Source organism: Deferribacter thermophilus, assembly GCF_049472675.1.
Lineage (GTDB): Bacteria > Chrysiogenota > Deferribacteres > Deferribacterales > Deferribacteraceae > Deferribacter > Deferribacter thermophilus.
This window is the reverse complement of record NZ_JAPNXM010000002.1, coordinates 102,804-125,788: the sequence shown is the minus strand read 5'-3', so window position 1 is coordinate 125,788 and position 22,985 is coordinate 102,804. Positions and strand designations below refer to the sequence as shown.

Genomic DNA, 22,985 nt, shown 5'->3' with positions numbered 1-22,985 from the left:
GAGATAATGGCAGGCCAGGAGGGACTCGAACCCCCAGCCCCCGGTTTTGGAGACCGGTGCTCTGCCAATTGAGCTACTGGCCTGCTTTATTTACTTTCTCTATGAAGAGTATGCTTATTGCAATGTTTACAATATTTCTTTAGCTCTAATTTCCCCTGCATCGTTTTTTTATTTTTTGTTGTAGTATAGTTCCTATTTTTACATTCAGTACATGCAAGTCTTATAATTTCTCTCATATTCCATTAACCTCTATTCAATAATTTCTGTTACAACACCAGCACCTACTGTCCTACCACCTTCCCTAATCGCAAATCTCAACCCTTGCTCCATCGCTATAGGCTGTATTAACTCTACTTCACAGCTGATGTTGTCACCTGGCATTACCATCTCTACTCCCTCTGGTAATGTTATCACTCCTGTAACATCTGTTGTCCTAAAGTAAAACTGTGGCCTATACCCACTGAAAAATGGGGTATGTCTACCACCTTCTTCCTTCGTCAATATATATGCCTCACACTTAAACTTCCTATGTGGTGTTATACTCCCTGGTGCAGCCAATACCTGACCACGCTCTACCTCGTCCTTCTTGATACCTCTTAATAACACACCTATATTGTCCCCTGCTACACCCTCATCCAATATCTTACGGAACATCTCTACCCCTGTCACCACTGTCTTCTGTGTCTCTCTCAAACCTACTATCTCTACCTCATCACCTACCTTAACCTTACCCCTCTCCACTCTACCTGTTACCACTGTACCTCTACCTGATATACTAAATACATCCTCTATCGGCATCAAAAATGGCTTATCTATATCCCTCTCTGGCAACGGAATAAACTCATCCATAGCTGCTATCAAATCCCATATAGGCTTAGTCCACTGCTCATCCTCTGGATTCTCCAATGCCTTCAATGCACTACCCTTGATCACTGGTACCTCATCACCTGGAAACTCATATGTATTCAATAAATCCCTTACCTCTAACTCAACTAACTCTAACAACTCCTCATCATCTACCATATCTACCTTATTCATAAACACTACAATATATGGTACTCCTACCTGCCTTGCCAAAAGTATATGCTCCCTTGTCTGTGGCATTGGACCATCTGCTGCGCTAACAACCAATATAGCTCCATCCATCTGTGCAGCACCTGTAATCATGTTCTTTACATAGTCAGCGTGACCTGGACAGTCTACATGTGCATAATGCCTTGTCTCACTCTCATACTCAACATGCGCTGTAGCAATAGTAATACCTCTTTCCCTCTCTTCTGGTGCCTTGTCAATATTATCATACGCAGTAAACTCTGCTAACCCTTTTGTTGATAATACCCTTGTGATTGCCGCTGTTAATGTTGTCTTACCGTGGTCAACATGACCTATTGTCCCTACGTTTACATGAGGTTTCTTCCTCTCGAACTTCGCCTTTGCCATCGTTCTCCCTCCAACGTCTTTAAAAGCCCACGACCGGAATCGAACCGGTGACCTCGTCCTTACCAAGGACGCGCTCTAACCGACTGAGCCACGTGGGCAAAACTTTTTATACAAAAAAATCAGGCGAAGACACTACGCACTTCGCCCTCTTTAAAATCCATATTTAAAGCGGGCGACGGGATTTGAACCCGCGACCCTCAGCTTGGAAGGCTGATGCTCTAGCCAGCTGAGCTACACCCGCTTAACATGGGGAGAGGAGGATTCGAACCTCCGAAGGCAAACGCCAGCAGATTTACAGTCTGCCCCCTTTGGCCGCTTGGGTATCTCCCCTCAGATTTAAAAAAAGCTGGCGAAGGGACTTGAACCCCCAACCTGCTGATTACAAGTCAGCTGCTCTACCGATTGAGCTACGCCAGCTTTCTTTTAGCGGATGAGGATACTATATAAATTTATTCAACTTGTCAAGTTTTTTTGTAAATAATTAAAAATTTTTATGGCATCTTGAATTTATACCCTTTTAACCTCACTGAAAATACAGGGCAAGGAGCTTTTCTAACAACCTTTTCTGCAGTAGAACCAAATAAGACATGTTCTAATCCTGTTCTGCCGTGTGTTCCAATAACAATCATATCAAATCCACCTTCTTTTGCCTCATTTATAATTTCTAGAAATGGTGTTCCTTTTGCATACTTAATATTATATTTTACATTATTTAGCTCATCAAACTCTTCTATCAATTTCTCCATCTCCTTTTTAGCTGCCTCTTCAAGCTCTTTGTCAAAATTTTGAAAAGTAACCTGTGGTAAATAAAATGCAACAATTTGAGTCTCATCAAAAATAACATGAAATAGTTCTAACTCAGCATTAAAGACTTTTGCAAAATCAATAGCATACGATAATGCATATTTAGATGTTTCAGAAAAATCTACTGGGCAGAGAATTTTATTAATTTTTACCATACATCACCTCCATTACTTTATTGTATTATATCACAAATTGAGATAAATAAAATAAAAAGAAAATAAATGGAGTTATACATGGAGAAGAGATTTAGGAATTTAGTAAATATTGTAAAAAAATTAAGAGCACCCGATGGATGCCCATGGGATAGAGAGCAAAACCTTTACTCACTAAAAGATTATGTAATTGAAGAAACTTTTGAATTAATAGACGCATTAGATAGAAAAGATATTGAAAATATAAAAGAGGAACTTGGCGATCTCTTATTACATATTCTTTTTCATTCAATAATTGCTGAAGAGGAAAACCTTTTCACACTAAACGATGTTATACAAACTATTTCAGAAAAACTGATTAGGAGACACCCCCATGTTTTTGGAAATCAAACTGTAAATAGTTCAAAAGAAGTTATGGTAAATTGGGAAAAAATAAAGAAAGATGAGAAAAAAAATAAAAATGAATCAATATTTGATGGAATCCCATCAAAATTGCCTTCAATCATAAAAAGCTATAAACTTCAAGAAAGAGCTAAAAAAGTAGGCTTTGACTGGCAAAACTCTGAAGAATGTATGTTAAAAGTAGAAGAAGAATACAACGAACTGAAAGAAGCTATAAAAACTGGAGATATTTCTGATATAGAACATGAATTAGGGGATCTAATTTTTGCATTGATTAACTTATCGCGATTTTTAAATATAAATGCCGATGAAGCCTTGCGTAAAGCAAACAATAGATTTGTAGAAAGGTTTAGATACATTGAAAACAGGCTTTCTGCAAAAGGTCTAAAACCTGAAAATGTAACATTAGAAGAATTAGAAAAACTTTGGGGTGAATCGAAAAATAAAAACAATTAATCTTTAAAACCCTATTTAACTTGACTAAAAACTAAATCAGACTATATTAGTCCTATTATAAAATTAGGAGAAGAAAATGAACAAAGAAGCCCTATTAGAACTAAAAAAAGAAATAACCATCATTGAAGACTTTAGTGAAGAATTAGGAGCAGAAGAGTTAGATAATTTGGAAAATGTGAAAGCACAGTTTGACAAAAATTTCAACTTGCTAAGTGATGATGAAAAAAGATGGCTAAATACAGAATTTTTTAAATGGTTAGAAATCTATATTAATGATCTTTCATGTAAATCTCATGGTTGTTCAACCTGCTCTGGTGGTTGTGATATCGAATTTTAATAATTTTTAAGAGAGGTGCTTAGCACCTCTCTTATCTTTTTATTATATACTCAATAATCAATAAAATGTTTATTAGAAGAAAAAGCGTAAAAATAATTTTTCTCTTGTATTTGATATGAAAAGGTAAACTATTATTCATCTGCTTCCAATCATATCTGCTAATATTTTTACATGTCATTTTAATTATTGGAATAAAAAATGGATGAGCTACAAAACAATGTGCATACATAAAATCATTATTCACATCAACTTTAACAATCTTTTCTGTATAATATGTTAAAGCACTTTCTGTACCCTCATACCTTCTTATCTCATTTAATGTTTTCTCACTGACTTTATAAACTTCACCTTTTATATTATTAGCTTTTCCATCAAGAACTGCTATTGGATATCCAGAGTTTGTGAGATACAAACTACCTTTAATACACCCCTCAGCAATAAATTCTGCATCTTTCATATATTTTTCAAATCCTTCAAACCCTTTCATCAAAGTCCCATAAACAAAAATTTTATGGTAATCATCTCTAACCATTATTAATAAACTCCAAATTTTTTATAACTACACTTTTTATTTTCTCTAATATATTTCTTCTATATAAAACTGGCAATGATGTTTCACACCCCAAGCCATATTCTAAAAGATCTAACCATTTATTAATATCAATATCATTTATTTTTACATTCTCTCCCCATTTTAAAATCTCATTGTTAAATGGCAAAATATCGTCAAATTTAAACAAGTTTTTATAAGCTATAAAAATATTTAAAGCAGCTTCATATAAATCTTCTTTTACAAATTTTCTTGATAATCTCATGTGAGTAAACTCTACTGTATCCACAAATCCATATCTATTTTTTCTCTTTCTTGAGGCTACTAAATCTTTCATATTTTTTTCTATCATCCTGGTTTCAATTACTTTATCATCAATTTTTTTAAAATCACCAGTACATAAAAGTAAAAACTTTATAGCGTCTTTTGTTATAAATGGTTTTTTCTTCGTTTTTTCTGTAAGCTGCAATGTTACATGTAAACTATGAGGTTTTATAGGCGTAAATTTAACAGATTCATTAATTAACCAAGCAGCAATTTGGGGAGAATTTGTAAGCGGTGTTGAACTTTGAAAAAGAGAATCATGTTTCGTAAAAGTATATTCTAAAAAACCACCCTTTTTTACAAACTGCTTTAGAGGTATTTCTGCATCTATATACGCTCCAAATCTCCACATAAATTTTAATAAATGGTAGTATTGATATTTTGAAAAATTCATTAATGGATCATGTGTCGAATTCACAAAAAGCTTTCCAGCTCTATGCCCAACATTTGAAAATTCCAATTCAATACCTATTGGTGTATTCCCCTGACAAAAGTTATTATACTCCAAAGTACATTTAAAGGTTTTGCAATATTCTTCTACTCTGTTTGATGCCTCTACGATCAGGTCGTTTATAAATACATCTCTATTAAAATTTATTTGGAAAAACTTTCTATTTTTATTGTAGGCTTTTAAGGCATTTAGAGTTGCGAAAAAAAATGGGGAATAATTCGTATCATATATACAAAGATATCGTGAAATTATTTTTTCATACTTTCTAGCTAAAAGATTAATTACAAAAATAATATACAATATTTTCAAATATCTTAAAAACCAAGATTCGTTCCTATATACCCTCTTATTAAAAAAGAACTCTATTTCATTATCCACTATTTTTTTAAACGCAACTTTACGGTCTTTTCTTTTTATTATTTTATAGTAATCATGTCCAGATAATATATAATAGAATAGTGTTTTATTACTCATGCTAAAGTTATAATATTTTATTCATTAAATTGCAAATAAATTTCACTAACTGGAATAAAACTATTGACAAAAAATAATGTTAGATATATCTAACTTTGACGAAGGAGGTACTTATGCATAAAAAGGAGTATAGAGTTCTTTTAGTGGGGAATCCAAATGTAGGTAAAAGTGCCTTATTTTACAATCTTACAAAAAAATATGCCTCAGTTTCAAACTATCCTGGTACAACTGTTTCTATTTTTAAAGGCAAAACCAATGTAGGCTCTCATCATGAAATAGAATTTATTGATACACCTGGTTTTTACAATTTCAACACTATAACTGAAGAAGAAAAAGTAACTAAAGAAATGATATTAAAAAGAGATTATGATTGTATACTTCATGTTGTAGATGCAAAAAATATAGCAAGGATGTTACCTTTAACAATTCAGTTTATTGAAGCTGGACTACCTACCATACTTGTATTAAACATGTATGATGAATTAGAATGTGAAGGGATGGAAATAAATATAACACACCTTGAGCATGATTTAGGGATACCAGTAGTAAAAACATCTGCTATTAAAAATAAGGGCACGGATAATTTAATGACAAGAATTATCAGTGTGGTTGAAAAAAGATATAATTTTCAACCATTAGATTTTAAATATTCTGATTATATTGAAATGCTTATCACAAAAATAACAAATCTTTTGAAAGATGAATACCCACTTTCAAAAAGAAGTATAGCATTATTATTAATCCAAAAAGATTCAGATATAATAGATATGGTGAAAAATAATGAAATAAATTTTAGCGAAATAGAAAAAATTATAAATAATATATCTGATGATATTCATATTGAAATTGCGACAAATAGGTTAAAAATCTCTCAAGAATTATGTGCAGAACATTTCCATAGCAATGGTGCTAACAAGAATTCAAAAATTAAGTTTTATCTTGATAAATTCACTCTGCATCCTATTTTTGGTTATTTAGCTGTTATTTTAATTCTTTATTATGGCTTTTATAAATTTGTTGGTCAATTTGGGGCAGGCACATTAGTTGACTTTATTGAAACAAAAATTTTTGAAGAAAATATAAATCCATATATTAATAACTTATTTCATAAGGTACTTGGAAATTCGATATTTTTTAATCTTTTTGCTGGAGACTATGGTATAATAACCCTTGGAATAAGATATGCAATTGCCATAGTGTTACCAGTAGTCTCGACCTTCTTTTTCATGTTTTCTTTATTAGAAGATTCTGGCTATCTTGTAAGATTATCAATAATATTAGACAAATCTATGAAAAAGATTGGATTAAGCGGTAGGTCAATAATACCACTTGTGCTTGGATTAGGTTGCGGTACAATGGCAACAGTTGTTACAAGAACTTTAGAAACAAAAAGGGAGCGCTTATTAGTTACATTTTTACTTGCACTAACAATTCCATGTTCAGCTCAGTTAGGAGTTATTTTAGGACTTTTTGAAAACAGTTTTTCAGCATTAGTAATATGGTTTCTAACTATACTAATTGTTTTTGTTATTAGTGGATTCATATTAAAAAAATATACAAAGGGTGCTGGTGCAAGCTTTTTTATGGAAGTTCCTCCATTAAGAATGCCAAATTTAAAAAATGTTTTGTTAAAAACCTTCTCTAGACTTAAATGGTATGCAGTAGAAGTAATCCCTTTATTTATTTTAGCATCAATCTTAATCTGGATTGGTAAAATAACCAAATTATTTGATATTTTATCATATATTCTCTCATTTCCTGCAAAATTAGCAGGTCTTCCTGAAAAAATGGGGGAAATTTTTCTATACGGATTTTTCAGAAGAGACTTTGGTGCTGCAGGATTATATGATATCCAAAACACTTTAACAATAAAAAATCTTATAGTAGCAAGTGTAATTTTAACTCTATTTGTCCCATGTATTGCACAACTATCAGTAATGATAAAAGAGAGAGGATTTAAAACTGCAATGTTTATATTCTTTTTGGTAATACCTTTTGCATTTATTGTTGGGATACTTTTAAATATAATTTTAAATATTGGAGGGTTCTAATGAAATTAATCGATGCTTGTGAAAATAAAAATTATATTGTCACTGAAATAGATAAAAGTGATTCAAGCGCTTTAAAAAAAATATGCTCTATCGGGATCTTACCAGGGCTGAAACTAAAAATTCTACAAAAAAAACCTATGATTATTTTTGAGGTTTTTAACTCTTCTTTTGCAGTGGATAATGAACTTGCTACTAAAATAATTGTTAAAGAAATTGATTAGATTATTGTTTCAAACTTCCCTATAGAGCTATAAAGCTTTTCTTCAAAATTAAATTCGTCATTTATTATATTGTTTTCAAGTGGATACCATTCAATTTTAATAGATTTTAACTTTAGTTCTCTAAATAAATCTTTAAAAGAGATTCCCGTAAATAATTTTACATAAATTATACCCTTTTCTGGCGAATAAAGCCTTATAAGAACATCACCAATTTCAGAAAATTTCGCAAATATAGCAATATAAAAATTTCCACCTTTTTTACTAACTTTTATAGCACCATCTTTTATATCGTATTTGTTTGATTTAAAAGGGATAATCATTTCATTATTTATCAAATAATTAATTTGCAACTTAGTTATAATATCACCTAAATCTTTTTTAATCAGAAAATATTTTGCATCATCTAATACATTTTCATCATTTAAAATCTTTTTTTCTAAAAATAACCCTGAGTTTTTTATCAATTTAAATATTTCATCTTTATCTATACGCTTTAAATCGAAGTTTTCCAATTTTTTTAAAAAATCAAATATCTCACTTTTGCTAAATTTAATTAATACCCCTTTGAGCTTTATAGGATCTAATTTTTGTAAAGGCTCCTTAATTATTTTTAATTCTAAAACAGGTTCAAGCTTTACAACTTCAGCTTTAAACTTACTTAAGGCAAGCTCCGAATTAATAATAGCTCTTAATATTTTACCTTTTATACTAACCAAATAAGTATTATTTTCTAAAAGTTTTAACAATTTTACGCTTACAATTTCACCAGTTTGTAACTTAGGCTCTTTATTGCTAACTATTTTAGAAAGATTAGTGTTATTTATTTTCATTTAGCATTTTAATAACTAAGTTTACCTCAGTAACAGATATATTTAACTCTTTGGCTATCTCTGTTAACTGTCTTCCACTTTTATACAACTCCAATATCTTCTCTTTTAAACTTTTTTCGTTTTCAATTTTGCTCTCTATCATTTCATATTTGTTTAATTTTGTATCAACCAAATCCACCAAATCTTCTAATAAGGATTCTTTTTCCCTGATGCTGTTTTCCAATTTTTCTGATACTCTTTCACTTTCAATAATTAACTCTTTTAATTCATTTACCAAAAAATTTATATCCTCATAGGAGATATTAATTAACTTATTTTCGATACGGTGAAGTTTTATAAATAAAATGAAAAACAGTAAGTATAAAATTCCAATAAGAATAAATGCTATAATCAATACTAAGCCAAAATCCATATTACCCCTTTTTATTCGTGTATAGATTTTTTAATTAACTCACGATCCCTTTCAAACACATACCTTATTATGTCTTCTCTCAACTCATTATCGATATAAATAAATTCAACTCCATAGATATAACCTTTAGAGGTTTTAAACTCAGAAACTATCTTTCCTACTGCAAAAAACTTTACTCTATTTAAAGATTCCCTTATATCCCCCTCAATATACAAATAAAGATTTTTATCAATCGCTTCACTTGAAAAAAACCCGATACCACCACCACTGATATCAACAGCATCAACTTCTAAAAACTCTAAATCTATCTCTCGGCTTGATAGTTGCTCAATTATTAAATCCAGTTTATTATCAATTTCTAATAAAAATCTTAAAATGTACTGCATACTAGTGGTTTCTTTTTGAATAATATTTTTTATTTTATTTGCCATAGTAGATTTTGCTTGAACACTTTTTCTATCCACCAATCTTTTAAAATCGTTTAGTGAATCGATATCTATCAGCTTTATTCGGTATTTACCTTTGTAATCAATCCTATAATGTTCTCTCTTTAACCCTTTTTCAATTTCAGATATTATTTTAAAATAATAAGTATCTTTGTCTCTTCTGATAAATTCCACATCTGCTCCAATCAATACATCACCTTCATACCACAAAGCGTGAATTCTTAGTGAGTTAATCAAAAGTTCTTCTGTTAATCCGTTGGATCTTATACCGAAGTTTTTGTTATCTACAAAAACAGCATAAACTGTCCTTACATCATCATCTTGATAGATTTTTAGTATAACTTTGTTCATCTTACCCCTCTGTATCTATAATTCTACCAGCATCTTCTTCTATTACCGAGATTTTTTTCTTTCTTATACTCTTTCTTCTACTTTTAAGCTTCCTTAAAATTTCCTTTTCTTTCTTTTTTTCAATTATAGGCATTTTAGCATTTTCAATATTTACCACCAACGAAAGATTATTAAGATTTTGTTCTGTAAACTCTTTTGCAACAAAAGCACCTTTATTTAAGCTATTCTTATCCATCACATCCTGAACTTTTTCAGGGTAATTAATCTTACCTACAATGTGTTGTAAATCTTTTGGACCTATTCCAGTCAAATATTACCCCTTTTTATAGACTATACCAGTTTTAAAGTTTTCCATTTCAAAATTATTATTTAATCTATTTAATGTTTCAGAATGACCTAAAAATAAAAATCCAGGAGTGTTAAGATTGTTGTAAAAATGCTCTATCACAACCTTTTTGGTATCAATATCAAAATATATCAAAACATTTCTACAAAAAATAACATCACACTTGCCAATTTTTAGATATAATAATTTATCTGTTAGATTACCCTGCATAAATCTAACCATTTTTTTTATTTCATCTGATAAAAGATAATTTAACTCTTCCTTCTTAAAATATTTAGAAATAATTTGAGGATTAACCCCTCTAAAAGAAACTGATCTATAAATCCCTTCTTGAGCAGTCTTTATTACATCAGTATTAATATCTACACCAATAATATCAATGCGGACTTTTTCAGTAAGTTTTTTCTCTTTCAATGCAATTGCTATACTGTAAGGTTCTTCACCAGTTGAACATGCAGCTGACAATATTTTTATACTTCTTTTACCTTTTAAAATAAGATCAGGAATTACCTTTTCAACCAAATAATCAATTTGCCCTCTTTCTCTAAAAAAATATGTTTCATTAATTGTTACTAAATTAATAAGTCGTTGTATTTCACTTTTACCTTTTATATTATATTTAAGATAATAGATATAATCTTTATAAGATGTAAAGTTAAGCTCATGCAAAAGTCTTGATAACCTATTTTCAATCAAATATTTTTTATTAATAGTAAAAGTTATCCCTGAATGTTTAAAAATCAAATCTGCTAACTCAAAAAATTCTTCATCTTTTATTTTTATAATACCTGTTTGAATCATAACTCACCTAAAACTTGGTAAATTTTCTCCTTAACAAACTTGTTATCTTCATTTTCCAAATGCAACCTCAGAACAGTTTCAATATCATTGTCTCTAATTTGTGATAAAACCTCTACTGCTTTATATCTCACCAACCAACTTTTATCCTTTAAACATTCTTCAGCTATATCTCTCAAATTGTCTGCTTGTAATAAAAACAGTGAATTAAGAGCTTCTTTTCTTAAATCTTCATTTTTTTCAGATAAACATTGATATAAAAAGTCAGAGACATCGATCCCTATCTTTCCCAATGCTTCCACAATCGCCAATTTGACATTTTCAGGAACAGTGTGATAAACAGAGATTAAAGTTTCAACACAATTTTCACTTTTACAAAGCTCTCCTATAGCTTTTACAGCAAAATATGCAACCATACTATCTGAGTCATTTACCAACTTTAATATATCATCTACCTTATCTACTGCATTAATTCTAACTAATGAAGATGCTGCGGTTTCTCTAACAATATTTGAAGGGTGAGATAAATATTTAAAAATAATATCTGATACCTCTTCCTTTCTAAAAAAGGATAACATTTTTAGTATATAAGCCAACAAATAATCATTATTCTCTTTTTCTAATTCTTCCTTCAAAATTTCATAAGATTTATCATCATTTATCAAAGTAAGTGCCTGAATTGCAATTTTTCTAAGCCTTTCATCTTGACTATTTAAAAGCTCTTTTAATCTATCAGCATCATTCTCATCAGATAGCAAAGCTATCGTAGCCGCAGCAGATTCAGCAACATCTATAAACTCACTTTCTAAAAACTCATATATTTTCTCTTTACTTTCAAAATCTTGAAACCATCCTAAAACTGTAATAGCTGCTTTTATGACATTACCCACATCATCATTTAAAGCACTTCTAACCTCGTCTAAAAAGTCTAGATCACCAGCTTTACCAACGGTCAATATGGCATACTCTTTCAATATAGGGTCATCAGATTTGATCAGCTTCTTCATTAAGGTCTTAAATTCATCATTATAATTTTCGCTAATATAGTCTGACAATTTATCTGCCAATTCAACATCTTCAAAAAAACTGATTAATTCTTCTGGGTTGTAAGAGCTAAAATCCACATCAACTTTGAAAACTGATGATAGATTTGTTAACTCAAATAGTTGTAAAATTGTTTCATTAGCGTTAACTATAAAGAATTCTATTCCATTCTCCACACAATATTTATTCAGCTGAATAAATCCAGCTAAAACCTTACTTTGAATATATTCTACTCTACTCAAGTCAAGTTTTACCACTTTGATATTTTCATGATTCTTTAATTTTTCAATAATCTCTTTAAAAATAGTTACATTTATCTCTGATGAAAGATATATTTTTACCTCATCACCAGTTATTTTTAAATCATATAACATATACTACCTCAAAGCTTCACTTTCACTATTAAATATTTTAAAAACTTTATCCAAACCAGTAAAAGCAAACATCTCTTTTAAATCATTGGACAATTCACAAAGTTTTAAGTTTTTCTTCTCTTTATTTGTTTTCTTATACAAATCTATTATTTCCCTCAAACCAGAACTATTCATATAAACTACACCTTTAAAAGATAGTACAACTGTATCTGTACTTTCAAAAAGCTTTAAAACCTCTTCTTTCATACTTTGTCCAGTTTGTGCATTAATTTCACCTTTAAGATAAACAACTTTTTTCCCACTTACATCTTTTACATCCATCTTAACCTCCGCTCATTTTTTTTATAACAAAAATCGTTATATCATCCTCAAAAGGTCTACCCTCTGTAAACTCTTTTACATCTTCTATTATATATTTTATTATATCATCACATTTCTCATTATGAAACATAATTATTTTATTTATTAATCTATCATATCCGTACTGCTCATCTTTCTTATTCATAGCCTCTACCAATCCATCAGTATACATAAAGGCTATATCACCTTCATCCATCTTAAAGCTTCCCTCCTCATACTCCACCTCTTCAAAGGCTCCAAGAAATAAGCCAGAAGCAGTTACTTTACGGACTAGAATTTCAGATTTATCAAAGTATAACAATGGATTATGTCCTGCACTGGCAAAATTGCACTCCCCTGTCACCCCATTCATTACAAGGTAAAACATTGTAACAAAATCATTTGTATAAATATTATCACATAATATTTCATTAACCATACCTAAAGCTTCTGCTGCAGAAATCACATCATAAGTATATGATCTCATTATAGCTCTTGTAATAGCCATAATAACTGCAGCAGGAATCCCATGTCCACTTACATCAGCTACTGTAAACCCCCAGTAGTTATTACTCATTTCTATACAATCATAATAATCACCACCTGCTTGCTCTGCTGGGGTATAAAATGCTCCAAAATCAAAACCATTTATTTCAGGTAGCTTATCAGGCAAAAGGCTAGCTTGAATCTCACCTACCTGTCTTAACTCTTCATCTATTACTTCTTGAGCTTTTTTAAGCTTCTCATTCATTTTAAGCAAATCTTCATTTAATTTCATCATCTGGTACTGCTTTTCTTTCAACTCTTTTTGTTGTCTCTTAATCTCATCTAGCAGGTAAATCTCTTTAGTAGTATCTCTAACACTTTCGACTATATAATTTTCAAACTTATTAAAATATACAGTTAAATTTTTATCATTAACCCTTCTCACACTTTTTGATATTTTAGGATCTTTCATTGGACACTCTTCACATGGTTCATCAAGTCCATAAGTGTTATAACATTTCTTCTCGCTCAAATCATCTAAAGCTCTTCCAGCAAACTCAGACATTTTATAATTTAATAGATTTATAGAATAATCTTGTTCTACAACCAATAAACCGTCACTAATACTATTTACAACCTTATTTAAAAATCGATGTTTTCTTTCTACTTCTTGCCTTTTTAAATTTAAAATGACATTATTAGCCTTCAATTCCTTTGCTTGATGAGTTAATTTATCAATCAAAACCTTTTCGTCAGTTATGTCTTTGATAACTTCTAAAAATATACCTTCTTCCAAATACTCAAATCTACTTCTTAAAATTTTTCTAAAACCACGAAAGTTCAAAGTATCATGGACTATATCTTTACCAAATTTTTTATTTTTTAAGCTTTCCAGCTGACAGTTTTCACAAGGTTCTGTTCGCTTGAATAAAACTGAATAACATTTTTTATCTAAAACTTCATCTTTCCCTTTATCTGTTAGTATTTTTAAGTTATTATTAACATATTGTATTTTATAACTTCCATCAATAATAAGTACTAACTCTTCAATATGATCTAACAATTTTGTAAAATTAATATCTACCATTAATCACCACATAAATTATAACTATTATAAATAGCAATACTATAAAAACAATTGAATTTATAAGCAAGTTTTTAGATAATTTTTTATTTTCTTCCAAATATTCTTTTTTATATTCTTCTATTTCATTTTCTATGTTTTTAAATTTTTCTACAAATTTTTCAATTTCACTTTTGTATTTTTCTACATCCTCCATCGGCTCATATTCTATAATAGCTCCAATATACAAAATAAGTAATTTCACGAAATTAAATAAATCGACTTTTAAATATTGGAACTTATCTAAAAAAGTATACGTAGAAATAACAACAAGATTGGGAAGTAACTTAAACTGTTCCTTCTTAAGTATTTCTTTAATATCATCTGAAATATCATTATAATCCTCAATCTGTTCAACAATTTTTAAAATAGGTTCATACAGTGAAATATATTTATCTACAATCTGTTTTATTAAATTAATTCTAATAACATTTTTTTCCTTTGGAATTTCACGATTTCTCAGATAATTTCTTATAAGCACAAATCCCGAAGGGACTTTTACCTTTTTTCTAATATTTTTCTCTTTTGGTATTTTCTTCTTGTTTATGGCTATTAGAGTCTCAATAATCTCATCAGGGGTAAAAATAAAATACCCTTCTTCGTCAATAATTTCCTTATCCTCTTCTTTTAAAGCACCATTTGTAAAAAAGAACAAAGTTCTCAAATTATTTTCATTCATCAATTTTAAAATTTCTACTGGCACCTCTGATGCCACATACTCCCCATTTTGAACTACTTCTACCCACACTAAAGCCTCTTCCTCTCCACCTCTATGCTTCCAAATTTCACATCGAGTTTTATTGGGGATCTCTTTTAATGTTAGATGAAAAAAATAATTAAAATCTGTCATTATTTCAGATACATAGGAATAAAAATCTGATATTGATATATTATAAAATTGCTCCAAATCGATAACTTCAATCTGATTCATATAGCTCTACTCGTCTATTCTTTTTTGAACCATCAAAGCTATTTGATTCTATCGGATAAAAAGCATCAAATCCAACTACATAAACATTTTCATCAATACCAGCATATTTTTTTACTAACCCTTTTACAAAATTAGCTCTTAATATTGATAATTCATAATTATTCTTAAATTTCTCATTTGGTATAACTGGCAAAGAATCAGTATGACCATATAGATAATATCTCTTACCTTTTTTCAACTTTTTCAATAAGCTAATTGTTTCATTATCGAAATTAAAACTGTATGCTCCTTTTTCAAAATAAAATATTTTTAATAATCTTAACTTATAACTTGGACTAAAAAACCCTTTTTGTATTAAATCTTCATTAGAACTTTCAATTGGGACTTCTTCTATTTTTAATACTTCCCAGCCATTTAATGCTAAATTTTCTTTTGCAGATTCTTTTGAATAATCATAAAGATAATAAGTTGTTATGATCGAATTTGGTTTTTTAACTAATGCCTTATACTTTTTCTTCTCAACGCCACCAGATATTTTTGTACTTAACAGAATTACTAATAGGAATAGGAAGCAGTTTTTTATAATTGTTCTCTTCAATGTCAAAATCCTTTAACGCTTTTTTAAATTCTGAATCGTCATAAACCTTAACAACTTTAAGACTTTTAATAACATCAGCACCACCATTGTAATAGTAAAAAGACTTATAATCTAACTTACTTGCAGTTTGAAATCTAGTATCACCTGTATTCACCTCATAGATAAAAACTAAAAGTACAAAGCAAAAACTATGTATTATTAATTGCTTTAAGTTCATTTATTTTCCCTAACAATTCATCGAGGCTAACCGGCTTTACTATAAAATCATTTATTCCATATAAAGAAAACTTCTTACTATCCTTGATTTCACCTCTTGATGAAACGGCCAAAATGGGACCCGTAAAGCCAGATTCTCTTAGTGACCTAGCCAATTCATACCCATCCATATCTGGCATAAAAATATCAGTAATTACAAAATCGACTTCTAAATTTTTTATAGCAGCCAAAGCATCTTTACCGTTTGTAATCTCAACAACATTTATCCATCCAGTATTGCTTAACAACCTCTTCATAATTTTTCTATCAGTAGCAGAATCATCAACAACCATAACATTTAATCTATGATAATTCTCGTTTAAAGCTGTCGGCACTTTAGATACTTTTGATCTTCTCCTATTTACTCTTGGCATTTTAGAAGCTATCTCCATAATACCAGCCACATCTAAAATCAACCTAACTGCACCATCGCCCATTATCGTTGCACCAGCTATTCCCACTGTACCACCCAAATATTCACCTAAAGATTTAATAACTATCTCTTCTTGCCCAATCAATCTATCAACAATCAGCCCCACTTTTTTCTCTGCTAATGCAACAACAACAACATACATTTCATTGCTAAAAGTAGGTTCTAACTCAAAAACCTCATTTAACCTAATAAGAGACAATACAGATTCCCTTAATTTTAAAACCTCTCTACCTTCAAAGCTGTGAATTTCATTCTCATCGATTTTAACAGTTTCAATAACCGAAACAATTGGTATAGCATAAATTTCTCCTGATACTTCTACCAATAAAGCTTGTATAATAGCAAGAGTTAAAGGCAGTTTTAATTTAAAAGTAGTACCCTTATCTACCTCTGACTCTATTTGAATTATCCCATTTAGCTTTTCAATATTTGTTTTAACAACATCCATTCCAACTCCACGACCTGAAACATCTGAAACCTTCTCCGCAGTAGAGAAACCAGGTCTAAAAATCAGTCCCAAAGCTTCATCCCTGTTTAATGTTTTAGCTTCTTCTGGAGTTATCACACCCTTTTCGATAGCCTTCTTTTTGAGCTTTTCAGGATCCATCCCTCTTCCATCATCTTTAATCTCTACTACAATATGATTCCCTTCATAATAAGCATTTAGAGCTACCAACCCTTTTTCAGGTTTACCTTTCTTTACTCTCTCTTCAGGAGACTCAATACCATGATCCACTGCATTTCTAATCATGTGAATCAATGGATCTCCAATCTCCTCAACAACAGATTTATCAAGCTCTGTATCTTCACCTGTAATAACTAGCTCGATATCTTTTTTTAATTCTCTACATAAATCCCTAACCATCCTTGGAAATTTATTAAAGACCTTGCCTATTGGCACCATCCTTGTTTTCATTACTGCCAATTGAAGCTCTGTGGTTATTAAACCAAGGTGTGAAGTAGTTTCTAAAAGTTGCTCTACCAAATATTCACCTTCAAACTTCTTTTCAAATTCTGCAGAAATTTGTGCTATCCTGTTCCTACTTAAAACGAGCTCCCCAACAAGATTCATCAAAATATCTAATCTATTTACATCAACTCTAATTGTTTGTTCAATCGCCTTTGTGACTTTAGCAATTTGTTTGGGTTCATTTTTTTTAGTTTCTTGTTTAGCAGAATCTTGTTTCCTCTCTTCAGCAGGAGTTATTACTTTACCTTCATTAACCAGTTTCAATTTTTTCATTATTTCAGCAATATCTACTGAATCTGTACCATTTTTTATATCATCAATAAGTTTCTTTAAATTATCCACAAACTCTAAAAGAACATCCATAATATCAGCAGTAACTACCATTTCCCCTTTACGCAACTTATTTAAAATCTCTTCAGCAACATGGGTGAGCTCTGTCAGCTTATCAAACCCAAGAAATGATGAAGAACCTTTTATAGTATGAGCAGCTCTAAAGATTTTGTTTAACAGATCAAGATCATCTTTCCTATTTTCAAGCTCAACTAAGTCTTGATCCAATTGTTCTATTAACTCATTAGCCTCAACCAAAAAATCTTGGATTAAATCATTCATATCATTGTTCATAAAAAACTCCTATAATCCAAACTCTTCTAAAAGTTTGTCAACTAACTCCTGATCTTCTAAAACTTCACTTTTGTTAGAAACCTCTTGTATCTTCTCTGGATCTATTTTATTAGCTTTTAAGCCAAGCTTGATTATTAAATCAGCAACTTTATCTTCAATCTCTTTAACAATCATTAGTAATTTATCAACTTTTTGTTTAGTTATATCCTGAAACTCCAAAGCTGCAATAATATCAAAACAAATATCTTCACCTTCTCTAATATGATCTTTAAGATTATTTATATAGATCTTGGCTTGTTCAAAATTTTTATCTTTAATTGCATTTTTGATGCTTTCCAAAAGCTCTTTGATAGAATCTATATTAAAATTTATTTTATCAATTTCATTTAATATCGACTCCGAAGCACTTTTCATATCATCAATTATATCTCTTAATACCTTTTCAAAAACAGGCAACTCCTCATAGGTGTCAGAAAAAGTATCATTTACCATTTTTAGTTTTTTTAAAGCATCATTAAAATACTCTGCAATATGAAAAAGCTCGCTCTCAGGCCTAATAGTTATATTGATTAAGTCATACTCTCCACTATTTATCTTTTTAGCTATTTCAATTAGCTCATTAATATCCTTTAAATAATCACTCATCTTAATAACCTAATAACTTAAACACCTTCTCTTTTAATGTATCTGGGGTGAACGGCTTAACGATATAATTATTTACTCCACTTTTTAACGCCATCAAAATATCTTCTTTTGCTGCTTCTGTAGTAACCATTAATATTGGGATCTCATTAAATTCAGGGTTTGATCTAATACTTTTTACAAAGGTCAAACCGTCCATCTCTGGCATATTCCAGTCAGTAATTATCAAATCAACTTTATTTTTGGCTATTACATCCAAAGCTTCAACACCATTTGATGCCTCAAGTATATTATTAAAACCTATTTTCATTAAAGTGTTTTTGATAATTCTTCTCATTGTAGATGAATCATCAACTGTTATAATGATATCATCATAAGCCATTAAGACCTCCGCATTTGTTTTTATTTAAGATACAGTATTAAAAAAAAATTATCAATCTTTTAATTTCTTTATCCTTTCAGCCTTGCTTACAATCTCCTTGATCCTTAAACCAAAATAGCCATCAACAACAACCACTTCACCTCTTGCTATCACTTTGTTATTTACTAAAAGCTCTACAGGCTCCTCTGCATACTCCTCAAGCTCTATAATCTTACCTGGACCTAACTCTAAAATATCTTTTAGATACAGCTTTGTCGAACCAATTTTTACAGAAACAGGGATTTCCACATCTAAGAGTAAATCAATATTATTACTACCAGCTGATTCTTTATCTACAAAACCTTCATTAAAATTGCTAAAATCAGGTTCACTCTCTTCTAAATTATCACCAGATTCAATCACACTGTTAAAAGCTGAATCTATGAAAAATATAAATGATGAATCGATTTTCTCAGTATTAATACTAAATTTTAACGATGCATATTCAGTCTCATCTTCCACTAAATCTGTAAACACATCAACAACTGTAAAATTAAACTTTTTGTTATACTTTTCTTTTAAAGGTACATTCAGAGATGAAATAAGCTGTGTTATCAATTCTTTTATTCCATCTTTGGTTTCATCATCTAAAGTATCTTTAGCTTCCCCTTCCCCCATCATCATATAATCTACCAATACTGAAACATCTTTTAATGAAAACAAAACGCCAAAATTGTAATTATTTTCTGTCTCAACACCTTTTATGCAAACTGGATTCTCAATTTCCCCATAAATATCTTCTAAACTTGCTGTAAAAAATTCAGAAATATCTAAGCTTAAATCTTTATTTATAACTGTTTGCAATGATTGAGAAAATTGTTCTTTTACTAAATCAATAAAATCTTTATACTCTTTCATATCCTCTAAATTATACAAATTTTTCACTTTCCTACCTCAACATGTTCTTTTATTACTCTTTTTAATTGTACAGCTTTTTTTACTCCTGATACCCCAAGTTCTACTTCAAATTTTTTCAAATTATTCAAATAAATGTTTGCAAGCTGTGTTGATTTCTTATTTAAAATTACAGTATCCCCCTCTTTTAGAGACAAAATTTCATCCACTGTCAAAATATTTTCACCTAAAATAACCTTTAAATCTATCAATATATCTTCTAATAATAAAAAGATTTGCTCTTCAAAATTTCCAAATTTCCCTTTTTTACCTCCAACGATCCAATCCTGAGAGCTTATTTTCCCCAAAATTGGTTCTAATGTAATTGCTGGAAAACAAAGGTTTATTAAACCGCTTGCCTCACCAAATTTTACTTCAAATACAACCAAAACTACAACTTCATTTTGAGCAACAATCTGAACTACTTGAGGGCTATTTTCACTAACCTCTTTCTTAAATTTTACATTTGGGATAACCTGTCGCCATACTTCTTCAAGCTCTCTTAAAAGTGTATTAATAACACCATCTAATAACCTTTGCTCCAATGCAGTTAATTCTCTGATTTTGTATAAAGGTTGTCCAAAACCACCCAACATCTTATCAACTATAGGGAAAACAATAGAAGGGTTTATTTCAAGTACAATGTTCCCCTCTAAAGGTATCATACTTACAACATTAAAACTTGTGGGATCCGGTAACGACATTAAAAACTCACCATAAGTCATCTGATCCACACTAACTAAATTTATATCGGTAATAGCTCTAAGCATATTTGAAAGTGCAGAACTAAAGTTCCTTGCAAATTTATCGTGTAAATTTCTTAAAGATCTAAGCTGCTCCTTTGAAACCCTATCAGGTCTTCTAAAATCATAGACAGATACTTTCTTAGGGACAAACTCTAAGGTATCAATTTTTTTCTCATCAAGCCCTTCTTCAGCAACAGTTGATAACAGAGCATCAATTTCTTCTTGACTTAAAATATCAGCCATAAACTTTATCCTCTATTTACAATATGCAGAAATTCTTTCGGCAATTTTATCTAATGGTACAACCTCATCTGCAAGATTAGCTTCTACAACAGCTCTTGGCATACCATAAACTACACAACTATCTTTATCCTGAGCAATTACAACTCCCCCTTTTTCTTTAAGTTTTTGTAATCCAATTTTTCCATCAGAGCCCATCCCTGTCATTATCACACCCAAACCATTGCCTCCAATATATTCAACCGCCGACTCCACCATTACATCAACGCTTGGCACATGCAACACATTTTTAGGCTCTACCGAAACTTCTGTATAATAATTCGACCCAATTTTTCTAACCTTTAGATGAAATCCACCCTTAGCAATATATACCACATTTGGCTCAATCTTTTCTTTCCCTTGTGCCTCAATTACTGTCAATTTACTTAAACCATTTAGCCTATCAGCAAGTGATTTTGTAAAATTTGGTGGCATGTGCTGTACAACCAAAACTGGCTTATTCAAATCAGCAGGTAATTTTGGTATAACCCTTTGTAAAGATTGTGGACCACCAGTTGATGTCCCTATCAAAACCATATTAATAGGTATTCTTCTCACCACACTTCTTGGAACATGGCTCTCTTTAGTCTCTTTTATACTCAAAGTTGTCTTAAAGCTCTTTTCGCTTTTTAGAAAACCTAATGTTTTCTTTTTTGCAAACAGTTTTATCTTTTCTATTAGATCCTTTTCTATCTTCATAATACTCAATGTTGCAAAGGACTTATCCTTAGGTATAAAATCTACCGCACCCAGCTCTAAGGCTTTTAAAGTTGCTTCAGCTCCCTCTGTGGTTAAAGAGCTAACCATTATCGTTGGGGTGGGAAATCTTTTCATAATTATTTCTAATGCTTCTAAGCCATTCATAACAGGCATTTCGATATCTAAAGTAATTATATCAGGTCTCAAGCTTTCTACTAACTCTACAGCCTCTTTACCATTTCTTGCAAAACCTGCAATTTCAATCTCTGGATCTTTTTTAAGCATCCCCTCAATAGCTTTTCTCATGAATGCAGAATCATCTACAATTAAAACCTTGATTTTATTCATAATTGTTTCTCCAATCTTTTCTTTAACTTTTTTACAGCAGAATTATGTATTTGGCTCACCCTGGATTCTGTAATTCCTAAAACTTCCCCTATCTCTTTCATAGTTAAATCTTCATAATAGTAAAGCGTAACTACCAATCTTTCTTTCTCGCTTAATTTTTCTATCTCTTCACCTAATATTTCAATCAGCTCATTTTTCTCTATTTCTTCTTCTGGTGTCAAAATATCACTTTTTATGAAATCAATCAATGAGCTATTTTCATCATCCCCAATGCTTACATCAAGGCTTATTTTATCAGAATTTTCTAAAAATTCTAAAAGCTTATTCACCTCAGCCAGTTCAAGATTATATTCTTTTGCAAGCTCAATATTTGTAGGCTTTCTACCAAGTTTTGAGGAAAGGTAAGCTATCTTATCTTCTAAATCTTTTATTTTGGAACGAATATTCCTAGAGAGCACATCAAGCTTTCTAAGATAATCTAATATCGCTCCTTTTACCCTTTTTTCCGCATAATATCTGAAATCTATATTCTTTGTTTTATCATATCTTTTTATAGACTCCACAAAACCATAACATGCTGCCGAATATATTTCATCGATATCCACACTATCAGGTAAATTAGATACTGCCTTCAAAACCCAACTTTTAATTTTCGGAATAAACTCCTTGATTAATTCTTCTTCATCTAAAAGTTCATCATTCAATTTATAATAGGCATTCCCATTCATTATAATATTTTCCTATAATTATTAAACATCTTCTCTATATTTTTGAAAACATATTTTGAAATAATATAGACCACAAAAAATACAATAAAATCTCTAATAAAAACTGTAATATCAATTGTATCTAAATAAAACATCTTAAAACTAAATGAAATCATGAAAGATAGAGTTGCAATCAATAAAGCGATATATCCGTAAACACCTTTCAT

General features: G+C 30.3%; 28 protein-coding genes and 5 tRNA genes. 4 read left to right on the top strand and 29 right to left on the bottom strand.

Translation table 11 applies throughout. The features are described 5' to 3' along the window. Positions 1 to 7: 7 nt before the first annotated feature. The 8 genes from OWM07_RS02660 to OWM07_RS02625 all read right to left on the bottom strand — a co-directional run bounded on the left by OWM07_RS02660 (position 8) and on the right by OWM07_RS02625 (position 2,399). Positions 8 to 83 (bottom strand) — tRNA-Trp (locus tag OWM07_RS02660). 3 nt (positions 84 to 86) lie between these two features. Continuing rightward, positions 87 to 236: a 50S ribosomal protein L33 gene (rpmG, locus tag OWM07_RS02655; RefSeq protein WP_013008487.1), complete on the bottom strand. Its 150-nt coding sequence runs from the start codon at positions 234 to 236 to the stop codon at positions 87 to 89. Between the two features lie 13 nt (positions 237 to 249). After that, a complete protein-coding gene (gene tuf, locus OWM07_RS02650; RefSeq protein ID WP_423302119.1) occupies positions 250 to 1,440 on the bottom strand; it encodes an elongation factor Tu in 1,191 nt (396 codons plus the stop codon). 24 nt (positions 1,441 to 1,464) lie between these two features. Beyond that, positions 1,465 to 1,538 (bottom strand) — tRNA-Thr (locus tag OWM07_RS02645). Positions 1,539 to 1,607: 69 nt separating this feature from the next. Further along, positions 1,608 to 1,681 (bottom strand) — tRNA-Gly (locus tag OWM07_RS02640). Between the two features lie 6 nt (positions 1,682 to 1,687). Next, positions 1,688 to 1,770, bottom strand: a tRNA-Tyr gene (locus OWM07_RS02635). Positions 1,771 to 1,784: 14 nt separating this feature from the next. Beyond that, a tRNA-Thr gene (locus OWM07_RS02630) sits at positions 1,785 to 1,857 on the bottom strand. A gap of 74 nt (positions 1,858 to 1,931) precedes the next feature. Continuing rightward, positions 1,932 to 2,399, bottom strand: coding sequence for a universal stress protein (locus OWM07_RS02625; RefSeq protein WP_423302118.1), 468 nt, complete (start codon positions 2,397 to 2,399; stop codon positions 1,932 to 1,934). Between the two features lie 78 nt (positions 2,400 to 2,477). Between OWM07_RS02625 and mazG the strand changes: the two genes are divergently transcribed. Together mazG and OWM07_RS02615 are read left to right on the top strand one after the other, a co-directional pair. Continuing rightward, positions 2,478 to 3,254 (top strand): nucleoside triphosphate pyrophosphohydrolase, encoded by a 777-nt coding sequence (mazG, locus tag OWM07_RS02620; RefSeq protein ID WP_423302117.1) that lies wholly within the window; start codon positions 2,478 to 2,480, stop codon positions 3,252 to 3,254. 76 nt (positions 3,255 to 3,330) lie between these two features. Beyond that, positions 3,331 to 3,591 carry a hypothetical protein gene (locus OWM07_RS02615; protein ID WP_423302116.1) on the top strand — a complete coding sequence of 87 codons (261 nt, stop codon included), beginning with the start codon at positions 3,331 to 3,333 and terminating at the stop codon, positions 3,589 to 3,591. A gap of 31 nt (positions 3,592 to 3,622) precedes the next feature. On the opposite strand, the gene OWM07_RS02610 is transcribed toward OWM07_RS02615, so the two are convergent. Beyond that, complete coding sequence (locus tag OWM07_RS02610; RefSeq protein WP_423302115.1) at positions 3,623 to 4,123, bottom strand: gamma-glutamylcyclotransferase family protein; 501 nt, start codon at positions 4,121 to 4,123, stop codon at positions 3,623 to 3,625. Continuing rightward, positions 4,116 to 5,390, bottom strand: a complete 1,275-nt coding sequence (locus tag OWM07_RS02605; RefSeq protein WP_423302114.1) for a hypothetical protein — start codon at positions 5,388 to 5,390, stop codon at positions 4,116 to 4,118. Before OWM07_RS02605 ends, OWM07_RS02610 begins: the two co-directional genes overlap by 8 nt. A gap of 113 nt (positions 5,391 to 5,503) precedes the next feature. On the opposite strand from OWM07_RS02605, the gene feoB reads away from it, so the two are divergent. Then, entirely contained in the window at positions 5,504 to 7,441 is a 1,938-nt protein-coding gene (gene feoB, locus OWM07_RS02600; RefSeq protein WP_423302113.1) for a ferrous iron transport protein B, read from the top strand. Further along, on the top strand, positions 7,441 to 7,662 hold the full coding sequence (locus OWM07_RS02595; protein WP_423302112.1) for a FeoA family protein: 222 nt from the start codon (positions 7,441 to 7,443) through the stop codon (positions 7,660 to 7,662). The genes feoB and OWM07_RS02595 overlap by 1 nt, the downstream gene beginning before the upstream one ends. On the opposite strand, the gene OWM07_RS02590 is transcribed toward OWM07_RS02595, so the two are convergent. The 19 genes from OWM07_RS02590 to OWM07_RS02500 are packed head-to-tail and all read right to left on the bottom strand — an operon-like array spanning position 7,659 to position 22,985. Next, positions 7,659 to 8,492, bottom strand: a complete 834-nt coding sequence (locus OWM07_RS02590) for a hypothetical protein (RefSeq protein ID WP_423302111.1) — start codon at positions 8,490 to 8,492, stop codon at positions 7,659 to 7,661. The two genes, OWM07_RS02595 and OWM07_RS02590, sit on opposite strands and share 4 nt — an antisense overlap. Further along, positions 8,479 to 8,904: a DUF6115 domain-containing protein gene (locus tag OWM07_RS02585; protein ID WP_423302110.1), complete on the bottom strand. Its 426-nt coding sequence runs from the start codon at positions 8,902 to 8,904 to the stop codon at positions 8,479 to 8,481. Before OWM07_RS02585 ends, OWM07_RS02590 begins: the two co-directional genes overlap by 14 nt. Before the next feature lie 11 nt (positions 8,905 to 8,915). Beyond that, positions 8,916 to 9,701 (bottom strand): PilZ domain-containing protein, encoded by a 786-nt coding sequence (locus OWM07_RS02580; RefSeq protein WP_423302109.1) that lies wholly within the window; start codon positions 9,699 to 9,701, stop codon positions 8,916 to 8,918. A 1-nt stretch (position 9,702) separates the two neighbouring features. Then, positions 9,703 to 10,011 carry a hypothetical protein gene (locus OWM07_RS02575; protein WP_423302108.1) on the bottom strand — a complete coding sequence of 103 codons (309 nt, stop codon included), beginning with the start codon at positions 10,009 to 10,011 and terminating at the stop codon, positions 9,703 to 9,705. Between the two features lie 3 nt (positions 10,012 to 10,014). After that, on the bottom strand, positions 10,015 to 10,848 hold the full coding sequence (locus OWM07_RS02570; RefSeq protein ID WP_423302107.1) for a CheR family methyltransferase: 834 nt from the start codon (positions 10,846 to 10,848) through the stop codon (positions 10,015 to 10,017). Then, complete coding sequence (locus OWM07_RS02565; RefSeq protein WP_423302106.1) at positions 10,845 to 12,263, bottom strand: HEAT repeat domain-containing protein; 1,419 nt, start codon at positions 12,261 to 12,263, stop codon at positions 10,845 to 10,847. Before OWM07_RS02565 ends, OWM07_RS02570 begins: the two co-directional genes overlap by 4 nt. Before the next feature lie 3 nt (positions 12,264 to 12,266). Beyond that, positions 12,267 to 12,584 (bottom strand): STAS domain-containing protein, encoded by a 318-nt coding sequence (locus OWM07_RS02560; RefSeq protein WP_423302105.1) that lies wholly within the window; start codon positions 12,582 to 12,584, stop codon positions 12,267 to 12,269. A 1-nt stretch (position 12,585) separates the two neighbouring features. Next, positions 12,586 to 14,175, bottom strand: coding sequence for a SpoIIE family protein phosphatase (locus tag OWM07_RS02555; protein ID WP_423302104.1), 1,590 nt, complete (start codon positions 14,173 to 14,175; stop codon positions 12,586 to 12,588). Continuing rightward, on the bottom strand, positions 14,162 to 15,142 hold the full coding sequence (locus tag OWM07_RS02550; protein ID WP_423302103.1) for a hypothetical protein: 981 nt from the start codon (positions 15,140 to 15,142) through the stop codon (positions 14,162 to 14,164). Before OWM07_RS02550 ends, OWM07_RS02555 begins: the two co-directional genes overlap by 14 nt. Further along, positions 15,129 to 15,740, bottom strand: a complete 612-nt coding sequence (locus tag OWM07_RS02545) for an OmpA/MotB family protein (RefSeq protein WP_423302102.1) — start codon at positions 15,738 to 15,740, stop codon at positions 15,129 to 15,131. The genes OWM07_RS02550 and OWM07_RS02545 overlap by 14 nt, the downstream gene beginning before the upstream one ends. Then, a complete protein-coding gene (locus OWM07_RS02540) occupies positions 15,661 to 15,957 on the bottom strand; it encodes a hypothetical protein (protein ID WP_423302101.1) in 297 nt (98 codons plus the stop codon). Before OWM07_RS02540 ends, OWM07_RS02545 begins: the two co-directional genes overlap by 80 nt. Beyond that, a complete protein-coding gene (locus OWM07_RS02535; RefSeq protein ID WP_423302100.1) occupies positions 15,929 to 18,022 on the bottom strand; it encodes a hybrid sensor histidine kinase/response regulator in 2,094 nt (697 codons plus the stop codon). The genes OWM07_RS02540 and OWM07_RS02535 overlap by 29 nt, the downstream gene beginning before the upstream one ends. Before the next feature lie 9 nt (positions 18,023 to 18,031). Continuing rightward, entirely contained in the window at positions 18,032 to 18,667 is a 636-nt protein-coding gene (locus tag OWM07_RS02530) for a protein phosphatase CheZ (RefSeq protein WP_423302099.1), read from the bottom strand. Between the two features lies 1 nt (position 18,668). Beyond that, positions 18,669 to 19,046: a response regulator gene (locus OWM07_RS02525; protein ID WP_423302098.1), complete on the bottom strand. Its 378-nt coding sequence runs from the start codon at positions 19,044 to 19,046 to the stop codon at positions 18,669 to 18,671. 51 nt (positions 19,047 to 19,097) lie between these two features. Next, positions 19,098 to 19,970, bottom strand: coding sequence for a flagellar motor switch protein FliN (fliN, locus tag OWM07_RS02520; RefSeq protein ID WP_423302097.1), 873 nt, complete (start codon positions 19,968 to 19,970; stop codon positions 19,098 to 19,100). Continuing rightward, positions 19,967 to 20,968, bottom strand: coding sequence for a flagellar motor switch protein FliM (gene fliM / locus OWM07_RS02515; RefSeq protein ID WP_423302096.1), 1,002 nt, complete (start codon positions 20,966 to 20,968; stop codon positions 19,967 to 19,969). The genes fliN and fliM overlap by 4 nt, the downstream gene beginning before the upstream one ends. A 12-nt stretch (positions 20,969 to 20,980) precedes the next feature. Next, positions 20,981 to 22,051 carry a protein-glutamate methylesterase/protein-glutamine glutaminase gene (locus tag OWM07_RS02510; protein ID WP_423302095.1) on the bottom strand — a complete coding sequence of 357 codons (1,071 nt, stop codon included), beginning with the start codon at positions 22,049 to 22,051 and terminating at the stop codon, positions 20,981 to 20,983. Next, entirely contained in the window at positions 22,048 to 22,779 is a 732-nt protein-coding gene (locus OWM07_RS02505) for a sigma-70 family RNA polymerase sigma factor (protein ID WP_423302094.1), read from the bottom strand. Before OWM07_RS02505 ends, OWM07_RS02510 begins: the two co-directional genes overlap by 4 nt. Further along, complete coding sequence (locus OWM07_RS02500; protein ID WP_423302093.1) at positions 22,779 to 22,985, bottom strand: hypothetical protein; 207 nt, start codon at positions 22,983 to 22,985, stop codon at positions 22,779 to 22,781. The genes OWM07_RS02505 and OWM07_RS02500 overlap by 1 nt, the downstream gene beginning before the upstream one ends.

Coding starts and splice junctions, on each gene's coding strand:
- rpmG (WP_013008487.1), bottom strand. CDS start 236: ATGAGAGAAATTATAAGACTTGCATGTACTGAATGTAAAAATAGGAAC.
- tuf (WP_423302119.1), bottom strand. CDS start 1,440: ATGGCAAAGGCGAAGTTCGAGAGGAAGAAACCTCATGTAAACGTAGGG.
- OWM07_RS02625 (WP_423302118.1), bottom strand. CDS start 2,399: ATGGTAAAAATTAATAAAATTCTCTGCCCAGTAGATTTTTCTGAAACA.
- mazG (WP_423302117.1), top strand. CDS start 2,478: ATGGAGAAGAGATTTAGGAATTTAGTAAATATTGTAAAAAAATTAAGA.
- OWM07_RS02615 (WP_423302116.1), top strand. CDS start 3,331: ATGAACAAAGAAGCCCTATTAGAACTAAAAAAAGAAATAACCATCATT.
- OWM07_RS02610 (WP_423302115.1), bottom strand. CDS start 4,123: ATGGTTAGAGATGATTACCATAAAATTTTTGTTTATGGGACTTTGATG.
- OWM07_RS02605 (WP_423302114.1), bottom strand. CDS start 5,390: ATGAGTAATAAAACACTATTCTATTATATATTATCTGGACATGATTAC.
- feoB (WP_423302113.1), top strand. CDS start 5,504: ATGCATAAAAAGGAGTATAGAGTTCTTTTAGTGGGGAATCCAAATGTA.
- OWM07_RS02595 (WP_423302112.1), top strand. CDS start 7,441: ATGAAATTAATCGATGCTTGTGAAAATAAAAATTATATTGTCACTGAA.
- OWM07_RS02590 (WP_423302111.1), bottom strand. CDS start 8,492: ATGAAAATAAATAACACTAATCTTTCTAAAATAGTTAGCAATAAAGAG.
- OWM07_RS02585 (WP_423302110.1), bottom strand. CDS start 8,904: ATGGATTTTGGCTTAGTATTGATTATAGCATTTATTCTTATTGGAATT.
- OWM07_RS02580 (WP_423302109.1), bottom strand. CDS start 9,701: ATGAACAAAGTTATACTAAAAATCTATCAAGATGATGATGTAAGGACA.
- OWM07_RS02570 (WP_423302107.1), bottom strand. CDS start 10,848: ATGATTCAAACAGGTATTATAAAAATAAAAGATGAAGAATTTTTTGAG.
- OWM07_RS02565 (WP_423302106.1), bottom strand. CDS start 12,263: ATGTTATATGATTTAAAAATAACTGGTGATGAGGTAAAAATATATCTT.
- OWM07_RS02560 (WP_423302105.1), bottom strand. CDS start 12,584: ATGGATGTAAAAGATGTAAGTGGGAAAAAAGTTGTTTATCTTAAAGGT.
- OWM07_RS02555 (WP_423302104.1), bottom strand. CDS start 14,175: ATGGTAGATATTAATTTTACAAAATTGTTAGATCATATTGAAGAGTTA.
- OWM07_RS02550 (WP_423302103.1), bottom strand. CDS start 15,142: ATGAATCAGATTGAAGTTATCGATTTGGAGCAATTTTATAATATATCA.
- OWM07_RS02540 (WP_423302101.1), bottom strand. CDS start 15,957: ATGAACTTAAAGCAATTAATAATACATAGTTTTTGCTTTGTACTTTTA.
- OWM07_RS02535 (WP_423302100.1), bottom strand. CDS start 18,022: ATGAACAATGATATGAATGATTTAATCCAAGATTTTTTGGTTGAGGCT.
- OWM07_RS02530 (WP_423302099.1), bottom strand. CDS start 18,667: ATGAGTGATTATTTAAAGGATATTAATGAGCTAATTGAAATAGCTAAA.
- OWM07_RS02525 (WP_423302098.1), bottom strand. CDS start 19,046: ATGGCTTATGATGATATCATTATAACAGTTGATGATTCATCTACAATG.
- fliM (WP_423302096.1), bottom strand. CDS start 20,968: ATGGCTGATATTTTAAGTCAAGAAGAAATTGATGCTCTGTTATCAACT.
- OWM07_RS02510 (WP_423302095.1), bottom strand. CDS start 22,051: ATGAATAAAATCAAGGTTTTAATTGTAGATGATTCTGCATTCATGAGA.
- OWM07_RS02505 (WP_423302094.1), bottom strand. CDS start 22,779: ATGAATGGGAATGCCTATTATAAATTGAATGATGAACTTTTAGATGAA.
- OWM07_RS02500 (WP_423302093.1), bottom strand. CDS start 22,985: ATGAAAGGTGTTTACGGATATATCGCTTTATTGATTGCAACTCTATCT.